The following is a 15,587-nucleotide window of genomic DNA, read 5'->3' as shown; positions in this document are numbered from 1 at the left end:
CATCAGGTTATCGATACCGTTCATATTCTGTTCGATAACCTGCGTAACAGTATCCTGTACTGTTTTCGCATCAGCGCCAGGGTAGGTCGCGGAGATCGTCACTGCAGGCGGTGCAATAGTTGGATATTGCGCTACCGGCAATTTGAGGATCGCGAGCCCCCCTGCCAACATGATGATAATGGCGATCACCCACGCAAATATGGGGCGATCGATAAAGAAATTAGGCATGTCTTAACGGCTCCTGTTTAAGTTAAGACTTGGACTGTTCAGGCTGGCTACCGCTTGCGGCTTGCTGGTTGTTATCCGCGGTGACTTCCTGCGCTTTTACCTGCGCGCCTGGACGTACTTTTTGCAGCCCCGTGACAATCACGCGGTCGCCTGGCTTAAGTCCTTCTGTGACCAACCATTTATCGCCAATTGCTTGTGCTGCCACAATCTGGCGGGTTTCCACTTTGTCATCAGCACCGATAACTAACGCGCTGGCTTCACCGCGCGGTGTACGGGTTACGCCTTGCTGCGGAACCAGTATTGCCGTTGGGTTGATCCCTTCTTCCAGACGAGCACGGACGAACATACCCGGCAGTAAGGTGTGATCCGGGTTAGGGAAGATGGCGCGCAGCGTGATAGAACCGGTGGTCTGATCAACTGTCACGTCAGAAAACTCCAGCGTACCGGACTGCGGGAATTTAATGCCGTCGCTGGTCACCAGTTCCACTTTCGCTTTACCGTTCTCTTGCTTCAGCTTGCCGTTCGCCAGCTCTTGTTTCAGTCGCAGGAAATCGTTGCTTGATTGTGTGACGTCGACATAGATCGGATCCAACTGCTGTACGGTTGCCAGCGCGGTCGCCTGACCGTTTTGCACCAGGGCACCTTCCGTAACGGCAGACTTACCAATACGGCCGCTAATTGGCGACGTGACTTTGGTATACGCCAGGTTAATACGCGCCGTTTCTACTGCGGCTTTCGCGGCAATAACGGCAGCATTTGCCTGTTGCGCATCGGCCTTGGCGGTATCGTATTCCTGTTGACTGATGTACTTGGTACCCAACAGTTTCTGATAACGATTCACCGTCAACTGAGCGATATTAGCTGCCGCCTGCGCTTTAGCCAGATCGCCTTTTGCACTTTCATATGCGGCCTGGTAAGTAGCAGGATCAATCTGATAGAGAGACACACCCGCTTCAATGTCACCGCCTTCTGTGAAATTACGCTTCAGGATGATGCCGCTAACCTGAGGGCGAACTTCTGCAATGCGGAAAGCACTGGTGCGACCCGGGAGTTCAGTTGTTATCTGTAGAGGTTCAGCTTTGAGCGTCACAACTCCAACCTCTGGCATCTGCTGGCCCCCTTGTTGGGCCTGTTTGTCGTCACATCCTGTTAGCGCTAAGCTGCCTGAGAGCATCAGAACGACTGCCAGAGGCGTTAACCCTCTGTTTTTGTTCATATGTAAACCTCGAGTGTCCGATTTCAAATTGATCAATGGCTTAAAGCCTATAAACCCATTGCTGCGTTTATATTATCGTCGTGCTATGGTACATACATTCACAAATGTATGTAAATCTAACGCCTGTAAATTCACTAACATATGGCACGAAAAACCAAACAACAAGCGCAGGAAACGCGTCAACACATTCTCGATGTTGCTCTGCGTTTGTTCTCGCAACAAGGGGTCTCTTCCACCTCGCTTGCAGAGATCGCAAAAGCCGCTGGCGTCACGCGTGGTGCAATCTATTGGCATTTCAAAAACAAGTCGGATTTATTCAGTGAAATCTGGGAGCTGGCAAAACCCAATATTGATGAACTAGAGTCTGAGTATCAGGCAAAATTCCCTGACGATCCACTATCAGTATTAAGAGAAATTTTAGTTTACGTTCTTGAAGCTACCGTGACAGAAGAACGCCGGCGTTTGCTGATGGAGATTATATTCCACAAATGCGAGTTTGTCGGGGAAATAGCCTCTGTTCAGTTGGCACAACGTAGCCTGTGTCTTGAAAACTATGATCGCATCGAGCAAACCCTTCGCAACTGTATGAACGCAAAAATGTTGCCGGAGAACCTGAACACGCGTCGTGTGGCGGTGTTACTGCGCAGCTATCTTTCCGGCATTTTAGAAAACTGGTTATTTGCACCAGAGTCTTTTGATCTGAAAAAAGACGCGCGTGAATATGTCGCTGTGCTGCTGGAAATGTGTCTGCTGTGCCCTACGCTTCGCGTGCCTGAGACCTGCTGACCAGAGGGTTTCACTCCAGGAATTTTCCTGGACATTTTCACCCCCGCTATTTTGTCCATCACAGCCGTGATATTCTAGCCGCTTGACTATTTTCGGTCACTTTTCTGGTTAGAAACATTCATCCTCATGACTATGTTGCAGCTTTATAAACGTTCACAGCATCTCATTGCTATTACCATTATTTTCTTCATTCTATTGCTGTCTTGCCAGTCATCAGCATTTGCGCGAGCGCAACAGAATGGCGAACTGCCGACGAAAGCGGATATTCAGAGCCAGCTAGACACGCTGAATAAACAAAAAGACCTTTCTGCGCAGGATAAATTGGTTCAGCAGGATCTTATCGATACCCTCGCCACGCTCGATAAAATTGAGCGCGTGAAGGACGAGACCGTTCAACTACGCCAGAAAGTGGCCCAGGCGCCGGAAAAAATGCGCGAGGCGACGGCGGCGTTAAATTCGCTCAGCGATGTCGATAATGACGATGAAACGCGAAAAACACTGAGCGCGCTCTCTCTGCGACAACTCGAGTCGCGCGTCGCCCAGGTGCTGGATGACCTGCAAAGCGCGCAAAACGATCTGGCTGCTTATAACAGCCAACTGGTCTCGTTGCAGACGCAGCCTGAGCGCGTGCAAAACGCGATGTACACCGCCTCGCAGCAAATGCAGCAAATCCGCAATCGCCTGGATGGAACCAGCGTTGGCGAGGCGGCATTACGCCCCAGCCAGCAGGTGCTGCTTCAGGCGCAGCAGGCGTTGCTGAATGCGCAAATCGACCAGCAGCGTAAAAGCCTGGAGGGCAACACGGTTTTGCAGGATACCCTGCAAAAACAACGGGATTACGTGACGTCCAACACCAACAGGCTCGAGCATCAGCTCCAGTTGCTGCAGGAAGCGGTGAACAGCAAACGTCTGACGTTAACCGAAAAAACCGCGCAGGAAGCAGTGACGCCAGATGAAGCGGATCGTATCCAGACCAATCCGTTGGTAAAACAGGAACTGGATATTAACCATCAGCTTAGCCAGCGCCTGATTTCCGCCACGGAAAACGGCAACTCACTGATGCAGCAAAACATTAAAGTCAAAAACTGGCTTGATCGTGCGCTGCAATCGGAACGCAATATTAAAGAACAAATCGCTGTGCTGAAGGGCAGTCTGCTGCTGTCGCGCATTCTGTATCAGCAGCAGCAAACGCTGCCGTCGGCAGACGAGCTTGCTGATATGACTAACCGCATTGCCGATCTGCGTCTGGAGCAATTTGAAGTTAACCAGCAGCGTGATGCGCTGTTCCAGAATGATGCCTTCGTTGCCAAACTGGAAGAAGGGCACAGCAATGAAGTGAACGGCGAAGTTCATGATGCGCTGCTGCAGGTTGTGGATATGCGCCGTGAACTGCTGGACCAGCTGAATAAGCAGTTGGGAAATCAGCTGATGATGGCGATTAACCTGCAGATCAACCAGCAGCAGTTAATGAGCGTGTCTAAGAACCTCAAGAGCATCCTCACTCAGCAAATTTTCTGGGTTAACAGCAACCGCCCAATGGACTGGGATTGGGTGAAATCCTTCCCGCAAACGCTCAAAGACCAGTTTAAATCGATGAAAATCACCGTGAACTGGGAAAAAGCCTGGCCGGCGGTGTTTATCGCATTCCTGGCCGGTTTGCCGCTGCTGTTGGTAGCCGGGCTTATCCGCTGGCGCCTGAAGTGGCTGAAAGCGTACCAGGCGAAACTCGCCGCCGCGGTGGGTAACTTGCGCAATGACAGCCAGCTCAACACACCTAAAGCGATACTGATCGATCTGATTCGCGCCTTGCCCGCATGCCTGATTATCCTTGCCGTGGGCTTGATTCTGCTGACTATGCAACTGAACGTCAGCGATCTGCTATGGGCATTTAGCAAGAAAATGGCCGTCTTCTGGCTGGTGTTTGGCCTGTGCTGGAAGGTGCTGGAAAAAGACGGCGTGGCGATCCGCCACTTCGGCATGCCCGCGAAACAGACCAGCCACTGGCGCCGCCAGATCGTGCGTATTAGCCTGGCACTGCTGCCGCTGAATTTCTGGTCGGTGGTCGCTGAGCTTTCGCCTCTCAATCTGATGGATGATGTGCTCGGGCAGATTGTTATTTTCTTTAACTTGCTACTTATTGCCTTCCTGGTATGGCCAATGTGTCGTGAGAGCTGGCGTGATAAGGAATCGCACGGTCTGCGCCTGGTGACGATAACCGTATTGTCGATTATTCCGATCGCGCTAATGGTGCTGACGGCGACCGGTTATTTCTATACCACGTTGCGTTTATCCGGTCGCTGGATTGAGACCGTATATCTGGTGATCATCTGGAACCTGCTGTACCAGACGGTGCTGCGCGGATTGAGCGTTGCGGCGCGCCGAATTGCCTGGCGTCGTGCACTTGCCCGTCGTGAGAACCTGGTGAAAGAAGGGGCCGAAGGCGCCGAGCCGCAGGAAGAACCTACCATTGCGCTGGAGCAGGTCAACCAGCAAACGCTGCGTATTACCATGCTGCTGATGGTGGCCCTGTTTGGCGTGCTGTTCTGGGCTATATGGTCCGATCTGATCACCGTGTTCAGCTATCTCGACAGTATCACGCTCTGGCATTACAACGGCACAGAAGCCGGTGCCGCGGTGGTGAAAGATGTCACTATGGGCAGCCTGCTGTTTGCGATTATTGCCTCAATGGTGGCCTGGGCGCTGATCCGCAACTTACCGGGTCTGCTGGAAGTGTTGGTGCTGTCGCGCCTGAAAATGCGCCAGGGCGCATCGTATGCGATCACCACAATCCTCAACTACGCGATCATTGCTATCGGTGCGATGACGGTCTTCGGGTCGCTCGGCGTATCGTGGGATAAATTGCAGTGGCTGGCCGCGGCTCTGTCGGTCGGTCTCGGTTTTGGCTTACAGGAAATCTTCGGTAACTTTGTCTCGGGTCTGATCATTCTGTTCGAACGCCCGGTGCGTATCGGCGATACCGTCACGATTGGCACTTATTCCGGGACAGTCAGTAAGATTCGTATTCGTGCGACCACCATTACCGACTTTGATCGCAAAGAAGTGATCATCCCGAACAAAGCGTTTGTGACCGAGCGACTGATCAACTGGTCGCTTTCAGATACCACCACGCGTCTGGTTATCCGCATTGGGGTCGCTTACGGTTCAGATCTCGATAAAGTGAAGAAAGTGCTGCTGCAGGCGGCAATGGAACACCCGAAAGTGATGCACGATCCTGAGCCAGCCGTGTTCTTCACCGCCTTCGGTGCCAGCACGCTGGATCACGAACTGCGTCTGTATGTCCGTGAACTGCGCGATCGCAGCCACACGGTTGATGAACTTAACCGCGCGGTTGACCGCTTGTGCCGTGAAAACAACATTGATATCGCCTTTAACCAACTCGAAGTGCACCTGCACAACGCCAAAGGGGATACCGTGACCGAGGTGAAGCGTGACATCATCAACGGTGATGATCCGACGCCTTCAGTAGGCTAATAAGAAATGTGATTGCCTGATGGCGCAGCGCCATCAGGCAATCCTGCTACCGTTCTTTTTCGGATGAGGCGAGCTGTTTCGTTTCATAATCCCGCTTAACGATCTCTAGTGCTTTCAGCACGGTTTCAGGCGCAACCTGATTCTCTTCAAGTAAGACAATCAAATCGACGGCCAGTTTGACTTCGTCCGGGGCGCTTTCAAGTGACATACATTCTCCGACGATTAACGGGTGATACGTGCGAGCACGTTTTCTATTCTTTCCAGCGCATGGCGACAGCGTGCCAGACGCGCCTCGAAGGCTTCCACTTCTCGTAGCAGGCGCTGCTGCTCCTCAAAATTAGTTGCCCGAGCCAGTTGAGCCTTACGTTCGCGTGTCATCTCGACCAGTCGGCGCTCATATTCCTGATGTTGAACGCGTTTGCGCTGCCAGCGGGCAAGCCCTGGCGACGCGCTGTCCCATTCTCTGAGCGACCAGGTGGCGGTCTCACGGGAAATGGCTTCCAGTTGAGACGCTAAATGTTCAGCCAGCCAGGCTACCTGGGGACGCTGCTGGTGTTCAACGGCATGGCGTAACGCGCTCAGGTTAGCATCGGCTTCATCCAGGCAGGCCTGTAACCGTGTGCTGCGGGTGCGAAAAAGCTGGCGATCGAAGCGGGCGCTAAGCGTTGCGTGATGCGCAAGAGGGGCGCAACGCTGCCGCAGGCTGTTGAGCTGGCTTTCGAGCGTCTGAAGCAGCAGGGCGGTTTTCACGATAACACTCCGATGAAAATGAGAACCGTTATGCTAAAGTAGCGATTCTCTGTGTTAAGTATTGATATTATGCGACGCATTATTCTAATCATCATTGGCTGGATAGCGGTAGTGTTAGGCACGCTGGGTGTGGTTTTGCCCCTGTTGCCCACAACACCGTTTATGCTGCTGGCCGCTTGGTGCTTTGCCCGCTCATCGCCGCGTTTTCACGATTGGCTGCTGTACCGTTCATGGTTCGGCGGTTATCTGCGCCACTGGCAGAAACACCGTGCGATGCCGTCAGGGGCAAAGCCGCGCGCCATTGTGTTTATTTTGCTGACGTTTGGCGTTTCGCTGTGGCTGGTTGAGATGATGTGGGTACGCGGACTGCTGTTGGTTATTCTCGCCTGCTTGTTGATTTTTATGTGGCGGATCCCGGTGATTGATGAAGAGCAACAAAAGCACTGAAGCATAATAATCGCTGTTGCAATTGTCTCCCGCAGCCAGTAAATTTGACCGTTTTCGAGCACGGGCGCAGGCGGTCAAAGGTTAAACAGATGTAACCTTTGCTCTTTATATATACACAAAGTCATTCAAGACGCGTCGAGGATGAAGTATATAGTGCGCCGTGAAGTAATACCGTATCAATCAGGCACAAACTTATGACCGCAACTGCACAGCAGCTTGAGTTTCTCAAAGATAGCATCAAAAGCATCAACGACTACCCAAAACCGGGCATTCTTTTCCGCGATGTCACCAGCTTGCTGGAAGACCCGAAAGCTTACGCACTCAGCATTGAACTGCTGGTTGAGCGTTACAAAAATACGGGTATCACGAAAGTTGTCGGCACCGAAGCGCGCGGCTTCCTGTTTGGCGCACCAGTCGCCCTGGGGTTGGGCGTCGGGTTTGTTCCGGTGCGTAAACCCCATAAACTGCCACGCGAAGTAATTGCTGAAAGCTATGAGCTGGAATACGGCACCGATCAGCTGGAAATCCATGTTGATGCTATCAAACCGGGCGACAAAGTTCTGGTCGTAGACGATCTGCTGGCGACCGGCGGAACCATCGAAGCGACCGTGAAGCTGATCCGCCGTCTGGGTGGTGAAGTGACCGATGCGGCGTTCATCATCAATTTGTTCGATCTGGGTGGCGAACAGCGCCTGGAAAAACAAGGGCTGACCTGTTACAGCCTGGTCCCTTTCCCGGGCCACTAAGTCGGACTATCTTTTTTGCCATTTTGGCCCCGGTCAGTGCTCAAAATCCTCACGTACTACGTGTACGCTCCGGTTTCTGTGCGCTGCCCGAAACCAAACTGACTGCAACGATAACGCCCGAATATAACGTGTCAACCTCGCCGTCGCTGCGAGGTTGTGTTAGCATTACTCCCCTGTGAATCCACCCTCCAGCCTTTCAGAGCCTGCCAATGAGTTATCAGGTCTTAGCCCGAAAATGGCGCCCACAAACCTTTGCTGACGTCGTCGGCCAGGAACATGTGCTGACGGCACTGGCTAACGGCTTGTCGTTAGGGCGTATTCATCATGCTTATCTTTTTTCCGGCACCCGTGGTGTCGGTAAAACCTCTATCGCCCGTCTGCTGGCGAAGGGACTCAACTGTGAAACCGGCATTACCGCCACGCCTTGCGGGGTGTGTGACAACTGCCGTGAAATCGAGCAGGGACGTTTTGTCGATCTGATTGAAATTGACGCCGCGTCGCGCACCAAGGTTGAAGATACCCGTGATCTGCTGGATAACGTCCAGTACGCGCCCGCACGTGGACGCTTCAAGGTCTATCTGATCGACGAAGTGCACATGCTGTCGCGCCACAGTTTTAACGCCTTACTGAAAACGCTCGAAGAGCCGCCAGCGCACGTTAAGTTCCTGCTGGCGACTACCGATCCGCAGAAGCTGCCGGTCACTATCCTGTCGCGCTGTCTGCAATTTCATCTTAAAGCGCTGGACGTTGAGCAGATCCGCCATCAGCTTGAGCATATCCTCAATGAGGAACACATCGCCCACGAACCGCGTGCACTGCAGCTGCTGTCGCGCGCGGCGGACGGGAGCCTGCGCGATGCGCTAAGCCTGACCGATCAGGCGATTGCCAGCGGCGACGGCCAGGTCTCAACTCAGGCGGTGAGTACCATGCTCGGTACGCTTGACGACGATCAAGCGCTGTCTCTGGTTGAGGCGGTGGTTGCCGGGAATGGCGAACGCGCCATGACGTTGGTTAATGACGCTGCCGCGCGTGGTATTGAATGGGAAGCGCTGCTGGTTGAGATGCTGGCGTTGCTGCACCGGATTGCGATGGTTCAGCTCACGCCTTCCGCGCTCGGTAGCGATATGGCCGCCATTGAACAACGTATGCGCGAACTGGCGCGGACCGTGCCGCCGACCGATATTCAGCTGTATTACCAGACTCTGTTAATTGGACGTAAAGAGCTGCCGTATGCGCCGGACAGGCGTATGGGCGTAGAAATGACGCTGCTGCGGGCGCTGGCTTTTCACCCGCGCGTCCCGCTACCGGAACCCGAAGTTCCCCGCCAGTCGTTTGCACCCGCGGCTCCTACCGCGATCATGGCACCGACACAGGCCCCGGAGCAACAACCTGCGCCTGCGCATCAGGACGTGCCGTTGTCTGAGGCAACCAGCCAGGTGCTGGCTGCGCGTAGTCAGCTGCAGCGTGCTCAGGGAGCGACCAAAGCAAAAAAGAGTGAACCGGCAGCCGCATCCCGCGCGCGGCCGGTGAATAATGCTGCGCTGGAAAGACTGGCGTCGGTGACGGAACGCGTTCAGGCGCGCCCGGCGGCCTCTACGCTGGAGAAGGCACCAGCGAAAAAAGAAGCCTATCGCTGGAAGACGACCAATCCGGTTGCAGAAGTCAAAGAAGTTGTTGCCACGCCAAAGGCGCTGAAAAAAGCGCTGGAACATGAAAAAACACCGGAACTGGCGGCAAAACTGGCGGCGGAAGCCATTGAACGCGACCCGTGGGCCGCGCAGGTCAGTCAGCTGTCATTGCCCAAGCTGGTGGAGCAGGTGGCGCTCAATGCCTGGAAAGAAGAGAATGGCAACGAGGTTCGCCTGCACCTGCGTTCCACGCAGCGGCACCTCAATTCCAGCGGTGCGCAGCAACGACTTGCTGAAGCATTGAGCAGCTTAACGGGCTCAGTGGTTGAATTGACCATCGTTGAAGATGATAATCCTGCGGTGCGCACGCCGCTGGAGTGGCGTCAGGCCATTTATGAAGAAAAACTTGCGCAGGCGCGTGAGTCAATTATTGCGGATAATAACATTCAGACGCTGCGTCGTTTCTTCGATGCGGAGCTGGACGAAGAGAGTATTCGCCCCATTTGATCGTAAGCCATTTTCCATGGTTTTATGGTTGTCATCCCTTAACGTGATTGAGAGAGAAGCCTATGTTTGGTAAAGGCGGTCTGGGTAACCTGATGAAACAGGCCCAGCAGATGCAAGAAAAAATGCAGCAGATGCAGGAAGAAGTGGCCAAGCTGGAAGTGACCGGCGAATCGGGTGCGGGTCTGGTGAAAGTGACCATCAACGGCGCGCATAACTGCCGTCGTGTGGAAATCGACCCAAGCCTGTTGGAAGACGACAAAGACATGCTGGAAGATCTGGTTGCTGCGGCATTCAACGATGCGGCTCGTCGCATTGAAGAGACCCAGAAAGAGAAAATGGCCTCCGTTTCCTCTGGTATGCAGCTGCCGCCTGGCTTTAAGATGCCGTTCTGATGCAAACCAGCCCGCTGTTAACTCAGCTTATGGAAGCACTGCGATGCCTACCGGGCGTTGGCCCGAAGTCAGCGCAGCGCATGGCGTTCGCGCTACTTCAGCGCGATCGCAGCGGCGGGATGCGTCTGGCGCAGTCGTTAACGAAGGCGATGTCGGAAATCGGCCACTGTGCTGATTGCCGCACCTTCACAGAACAAGAAGTATGCAACATCTGTGCGAATCCGCGTCGCCGGGAAAACGGCCAAATTTGCGTGGTAGAGAGTCCTGCGGACATCTACGCCATTGAGCAAACGGGGCAGTTTTCCGGCCGTTATTTCGTGCTGATGGGACACCTGTCGCCGCTGGATGGCATCGGGCCTGATGATATCGGGCTTGATCGTCTGGAGCAGCGACTGGCGTCTGAGCACATCAATGAAGTGATCCTGGCGACCAACCCGACGGTCGAAGGCGAGGCTACCGCCAACTACATTGCCGAGCTGTGCATGCAATATGACGTTGAAGCCAGCCGTATCGCCCACGGCGTACCGGTTGGCGGTGAGCTGGAAATGGTCGATGGCACCACGCTGTCGCACTCTCTTGCCGGGCGTCATAAGATTAAATTCTGAACAAACGGAAGCCGCGACGGCGGTTTCCGCTTGAAATTATCATTCCCTGTCCCCATTTCACTCTCAACGTGTTTTTACCATTAAAAATGGCATTGTTGAGGTAGATCTACATGAAAGGACAAGAAACTCGTGGTTTTCAGTCAGAAGTAAAACAGCTTCTGCACCTGATGATCCATTCTCTGTATTCCAATAAAGAAATCTTCCTGCGTGAGCTTATCTCTAACGCCTCCGATGCGGCAGACAAGCTGCGTTTCCGTGCGCTGTCTAACCCGGACCTGTATGAAGGTGACGGTGAACTGCGCGTGCGTGTCTCCTTCGATAAAGATAAGCGTACGTTGACCATCGCCGACAACGGCGTGGGGATGAACCGCGATGATGTTATCGATCATCTGGGGACCATTGCTAAATCCGGTACCAAATCTTTCCTCGAATCTATGGGTTCCGATCAGGCGAAAGACAGCCAGTTGATCGGCCAGTTCGGGGTGGGTTTCTATTCTGCATTTATCGTGGCTGACAAAGTCACCGTGCGCACCCGTGCAGCGGGCGACAAGCCGGAGAACGGCGTGTTCTGGGAGTCTGCGGGCGAAGGTGAATACACCGTGGCCGACATTACCAAAGACGATCGCGGCACCGAAATCACCCTGCACCTGCGTGAAGGGGAAGATGAGTTCCTCGATGACTGGCGTGTACGCTCCATCATCAGCAAATATTCTGACCATATCGCCCTGCCGGTAGAGATTGAAAAACAGGAAGAGAAAGACGGTGAAACCGTGGTTTCCTGGGAGAAAATCAACAAGGCGCAGGCGCTGTGGACGCGTAACAAGTCGGAAATCAAAGACGACGAGTACAACGAATTCTACAAGCACATCGCCCATGACTTCACCGACCCGCTGACCTGGAGCCACAACCGTGTGGAAGGTAAGCAGGAGTACACCAGCCTGCTGTACATCCCGTCGCAGGCCCCGTGGGATATGTGGAACCGCGATCACAAGCACGGTCTGAAGCTGTACGTCCAGCGCGTGTTCATCATGGACGACGCCGAGCAGTTCATGCCGAACTACCTGCGTTTTGTGCGCGGTCTGATAGATTCCAACGATCTGCCGCTGAACGTGTCCCGTGAGATCCTGCAGGACAGCACCGTCACCCGTAACCTGCGCAGCGCGCTGACCAAACGCGTACTGCAGATGCTGGAAAAACTGGCGAAAGACGATGCAGAAAAATACCAGACCTTCTGGAAACAGTTTGGCCTGGTCCTGAAAGAAGGTCCGGCGGAAGACCACGCCAACCAGGAAACCATCGCCAAGCTGATGCGCTTTGCTTCTACGCACACCGACTCTTCTGCACAGACCGTGTCGCTGGAAGACTACGTGTCGCGGATGAAAGAAGGACAGGAGAAGATTTACTACATCACCGCTGACAGCTATGCGGCGGCGAAGAGCAGCCCGCACCTGGAACTGCTGCGTAAGAAAGGCATCGAAGTTCTGTTGCTGTCCGATCGCATCGACGAGTGGATGATGAACTACCTGACCGAGTTCGACGGCAAGCCGTTCCAGTCCGTTGCTAAAGCTGACGAGTCTATCGACAAACTGGCGGATGAAGTCGACGAATCGGCAAAAGAAGCTGAAAAAGCGCTGACCCCGTTCGTTGAGCGCGTGAAAAACCTGCTGGGCGATCGCGTGAAAGAAGTGCGCCTGACGCACCGTCTGACCGACACACCGGCTATCGTAACCACCGATGCGGACGAAATGAGCACGCAAATGGCGAAGCTGTTTGCCGCTGCGGGCCAGGCCGTGCCGGAAGTGAAATACATCTTTGAACTCAACCCGGACCACGTGCTGGTTAAACGCACGGCGGATACCCAGGATGATGGGCAGTTTAAAGAGTGGGTTGAACTGCTGCTGGATCAGGCGCTGTTCGCAGAACGCGGCACGCTGGAAGATCCTAACCAGTTTATCCGTCGCATGAACCAGCTGCTGGTGTCGTAATTTCACCACAGATTGAGCATTACCGTAAAAGGGCAACGCAGGTTGCCCTTTTTTATGCTTAACGCATCGACACCGTGGTTACGCTATTGGTTGCCAGCGTTTCCTGGGTGTACTGTGCCAGCTCGCCGCTTTGCAAATAGACTTTGTGCTTAATACACAGGCTGATTTGTCCTTCCGGTAAACGTAACAGCCACGCTTCATCTGCATTGAGTATTTTCCCCGACCAGATTTTTACATCGTGACTGATGGCGTAGCCGCAGGTTTGCTCAATATAGTGCAGCACCGACTGGCGACAGTTTTCCTCAGTGAACGCCGGGAACAACGCCCGCGGCATCCAGGTTTCTTCAATGATAGTCGGCTGCTGGTTGATGATGCGCATGCGACGATAGTGGATCAGCGGTGTATCTGATGGTAAGTCGAAAAGCGCGGCGATCTCGGGATCGCTCGAAAGTGCGTCGTAACTGAGTACCACGTTGTCCAGCGTCTGATCGCGGTGTATACGCTCTGATAAGGTAATGACATTGTTGTCCTGATAAAACTCCGGCGGGTTCACGAAGATCCCTGAACCCTGCCGGGTATGGACAAATGACTCTCTTTTCAGCCGTGCAACGGCTTTCTGAATAGTCGGTCGACTGACGCCATAGCGTTCTGCCAGCGCATGTTCACCTTCGACCGGTTCACCGGCAGCGTATTCCCCTTTGAGGATTTTCTCTCTTAACAACAGGTAGATATCAAGATACTTCATGGCGTCCGTTCTGGCGCGTCTGACGACGCGCCCTTGGTTAGGCTTGCGATTGAACGAGTAATTGCTGCTTTTTCGCCATTCTAAGTCGTTTGAGCACAATAGCAATTGCGGCTGTGGTGATAATGCCGCCGCTCATTGCGATCAACGCCATCAGTGGCTGATCGAAACCGCCGAGCAGCACGATAATTGGCCCACCATGTGCGACATTGCAATGTAATCCGAAAACAAAACCGAGGATGCATGCCACCGCAGAGCCAATCATGTTGGCTGGAATAACAGACAGCGGATCGCGGGCGGCAAAGGGAATCGCGCCCTCAGAAATTCCGACCAGTCCCATCGCCGCTGCCGCCTTACCGTTTTCGAACTCCTCGTCATCAAATAACGTAAAGCGTCTGCCAATAAAGGCCGCCAGCGCCATACCCAGTGGCGCAACCGGAATGGCCGCTGCCTGCGCGCCCATAAACTGAGTTTGCCCCTGGGCGATAAGACCCACGCTGAACATGAAGACCACTTTGCCAAACGGTCCCCCCATATCAAAGCCCTGCATTAGCCCCATCACCAGACCGATTAAAATAATATTACCCGTGGAAAGGTTGGTCAGCAGATGATTCAGGAAGGCCATCAGATCAGCAACTGGTGCACCAATAACAAAGATAAATAATGCGGCGATGAAGGCGGTGCCCGCAATCGGCGCGATCATGATAGGCACCAGCGGCAGCAGCATTTTGTGCCATGAAAGGTAGGTCAGCCAGCGGATGAAATAGCCCACCAGCAGTCCGGCAATAATTGCACCGATAAACCCGCAGCCGGCGCTGGCTCCGTAAAACGAACCGGTATTGGCAATCCAGCCGCCGATAAGCCCTGGAGCCAGGGCGGGCCGCTCGCCAATGGCGAATGCAATATACCCGGCGAGGACCGGAATCATCAGCGTGAAGCCAACGACGCCGACATTCAGTACTTGATTCCACAGGCTTCCTTCCGGGATAGCCAGTCCGGACGGTGTCGGCACGCCACCCAGTGCCAGCGCGAGGGCAATCATTAACCCGCCGGTGACCACAAACGGGATCATATAGGAGACCCCATTCATCAGAGACTTGTACAACTGGCTGCGTACCGTTGTGCTCGACGTCTGGGTCTTCGCTGTGGCTCTCGCCTGGTAAGGCTGTGCCGCCAGGGCTTGGTGAATCAATCCCTGTGCATCTTTGATGGCCGCTTTGACCCCGGTAATCACCACCTTTTTGCCATTAAAACGGTCCAAATCGACCTGCTTATCGCAGGCGACGACAATGGCGTCAGCCCGGGCGATATCAGCGTCGCTGGGTGCATTTTTGACGCCAATAGAGCCGTTGGTTTCAACAATGGCTTCATAACCCATTTCCGCAGCGGCTTTTTCCAGCATCTCAGCGGCCAGGTAAGTGTGCGCGATACCCACCGGGCAGCCGGTTACGCCGATAATCAGCCCACGAGAGGCCTCAGCACTAACCTTTTCGTGACACGCCTCTTGTTGGCAGAAATAGTCCACGACCGCCTGAACGTCCTGACAGGCCAGGATCTGCCTGACGCTGTCCTCTTCGACCAGACGTGAAGAGATCTGTGCCAACACATCGATATGCGCAGTGCTGGCCTGTTTTGCTGAGGCGATCATCAGGATCAGATGTGTCGGCTGGCCATCTTCCGCGCCATAATCAATGCCCTGACGGCTGATACCTATCGCCACCGCCGGTGATAAAACGCTGTCGCAACGTGCGTGCGGCAGCGCAACGCCGCCTTCAAATCCAGTATTCCCGGTCTCTTCTCGTGCCCATACCTCCTGGAGAAACGCGTCGGTGTCGCGAATTTTATTCGCGCGCAATAACAGGTCGGCGAGTTCAGCAAGTGCCGCGTCTTTTTGGTTTGATTTGAGATCCAGACAAATCAACGCCGGTTGAACAAGGTCGTTTATCTTCACAGTAGACTCTCTATGATTATTTGTATTTACAACTTTCGCAGAGGCTAAAAGTTTACCTGCGAAATGATATTGATATTGATCATCTCTTTAGATGCGTATTTGACTGTTATTT

Annotated in this window: 14 protein-coding genes and 1 other annotated feature; of the genes, 8 read left to right on the top strand and 6 right to left on the bottom strand. The window is 53.8% G+C overall.

What is annotated here, in order from left to right:
- Both FDW95_RS02340 and acrA read right to left on the bottom strand, forming a co-directional pair.
- Positions 1-228 (bottom strand): efflux RND transporter permease subunit (locus FDW95_RS02340; protein ID WP_047626877.1); only part of this gene is annotated, 228 nt, incomplete at its 3' end.
- A gap of 22 nt (positions 229-250) precedes the next feature.
- On the bottom strand, positions 251-1,444 hold the full coding sequence (gene acrA, locus FDW95_RS02335; RefSeq protein WP_096758038.1) for a multidrug efflux RND transporter periplasmic adaptor subunit AcrA: 1,194 nt from the start codon (positions 1,442-1,444) through the stop codon (positions 251-253).
- Between the two features lie 141 nt (positions 1,445-1,585).
- On the opposite strand from acrA, the gene acrR reads away from it, so the two are divergent.
- Together acrR and mscK are read left to right on the top strand one after the other, a co-directional pair.
- A complete protein-coding gene (gene acrR, locus FDW95_RS02330) occupies positions 1,586-2,230 on the top strand; it encodes a multidrug efflux transporter transcriptional repressor AcrR (RefSeq protein WP_096758037.1) in 645 nt (214 codons plus the stop codon).
- Between the two features lie 126 nt (positions 2,231-2,356).
- Positions 2,357-5,722 (top strand): mechanosensitive channel MscK, encoded by a 3,366-nt coding sequence (mscK, locus tag FDW95_RS02325; protein WP_115259200.1) that lies wholly within the window; start codon positions 2,357-2,359, stop codon positions 5,720-5,722.
- Between the two features lie 46 nt (positions 5,723-5,768).
- Here mscK and rsmS read toward each other — a convergent pair whose 3' ends face one another.
- Entirely contained in the window at positions 5,769-5,930 is a 162-nt protein-coding gene (gene rsmS / locus FDW95_RS02320; protein ID WP_115259199.1) for a pleiotropic regulatory protein RsmS, read from the bottom strand.
- Positions 5,931-5,944: 14 nt separating this feature from the next.
- Positions 5,945-6,472, bottom strand: a complete 528-nt coding sequence (gene priC / locus FDW95_RS02315; RefSeq protein ID WP_096758033.1) for a primosomal replication protein N'' — start codon at positions 6,470-6,472, stop codon at positions 5,945-5,947.
- A 69-nt stretch (positions 6,473-6,541) separates the two neighbouring features.
- Here priC and FDW95_RS02310 point away from each other — a divergent pair, with 69 nt between their 5' ends.
- The 6 genes from FDW95_RS02310 (at position 6,542) to htpG (ending at position 12,782) form a co-directional block, all read left to right on the top strand.
- Positions 6,542-6,919 (top strand): DUF454 family protein, encoded by a 378-nt coding sequence (locus FDW95_RS02310; RefSeq protein WP_096759456.1) that lies wholly within the window; start codon positions 6,542-6,544, stop codon positions 6,917-6,919.
- A 194-nt stretch (positions 6,920-7,113) separates the two neighbouring features.
- Positions 7,114-7,665 carry an adenine phosphoribosyltransferase gene (apt, locus tag FDW95_RS02305; protein ID WP_096758032.1) on the top strand — a complete coding sequence of 184 codons (552 nt, stop codon included), beginning with the start codon at positions 7,114-7,116 and terminating at the stop codon, positions 7,663-7,665.
- A gap of 209 nt (positions 7,666-7,874) precedes the next feature.
- The gene (dnaX, locus tag FDW95_RS02300) at positions 7,875-9,800 is read left to right on the top strand and encodes a DNA polymerase III subunit gamma/tau (protein WP_115259197.1); all 1,926 of its coding nucleotides are present in this window, start codon (positions 7,875-7,877) and stop codon (positions 9,798-9,800) included.
- Positions 9,133-9,197: a sequence feature (DnaX frameshifting element), on the top strand. It overlaps the preceding gene by 65 nt.
- Positions 9,801-9,862: 62 nt before the next feature.
- Positions 9,863-10,192 (top strand): YbaB/EbfC family nucleoid-associated protein, encoded by a 330-nt coding sequence (locus tag FDW95_RS02295; protein WP_046276079.1) that lies wholly within the window; start codon positions 9,863-9,865, stop codon positions 10,190-10,192.
- The gene (recR, locus tag FDW95_RS02290) at positions 10,192-10,797 is read left to right on the top strand and encodes a recombination mediator RecR (RefSeq protein ID WP_096758029.1); all 606 of its coding nucleotides are present in this window, start codon (positions 10,192-10,194) and stop codon (positions 10,795-10,797) included. Before FDW95_RS02295 ends, recR begins: the two co-directional genes overlap by 1 nt.
- 110 nt (positions 10,798-10,907) lie before the next feature.
- Positions 10,908-12,782 carry a molecular chaperone HtpG gene (htpG, locus tag FDW95_RS02285; RefSeq protein WP_115259196.1) on the top strand — a complete coding sequence of 625 codons (1,875 nt, stop codon included), beginning with the start codon at positions 10,908-10,910 and terminating at the stop codon, positions 12,780-12,782.
- Positions 12,783-12,840: 58 nt separating this feature from the next.
- On the opposite strand, the gene FDW95_RS02280 is transcribed toward htpG, so the two are convergent.
- Positions 12,841-13,527 carry a GntR family transcriptional regulator gene (locus FDW95_RS02280; RefSeq protein ID WP_115259195.1) on the bottom strand — a complete coding sequence of 229 codons (687 nt, stop codon included), beginning with the start codon at positions 13,525-13,527 and terminating at the stop codon, positions 12,841-12,843.
- Positions 13,528-13,564: 37 nt separating this feature from the next.
- Positions 13,565-15,475: a fructose-specific PTS transporter subunit EIIC gene (locus tag FDW95_RS02275; protein ID WP_115259194.1), complete on the bottom strand. Its 1,911-nt coding sequence runs from the start codon at positions 15,473-15,475 to the stop codon at positions 13,565-13,567.
- Between the last annotated feature and the right edge of the window lie 112 nt (positions 15,476-15,587).

The sequence above is a fragment of the Citrobacter sp. wls718 genome (genome assembly GCF_005280945.1).
In the GTDB taxonomy this organism is placed as follows: domain Bacteria; phylum Pseudomonadota; class Gammaproteobacteria; order Enterobacterales; family Enterobacteriaceae; genus Citrobacter; species Citrobacter gillenii.
This window is presented reverse-complemented; position numbering and strand designations above follow the sequence as displayed.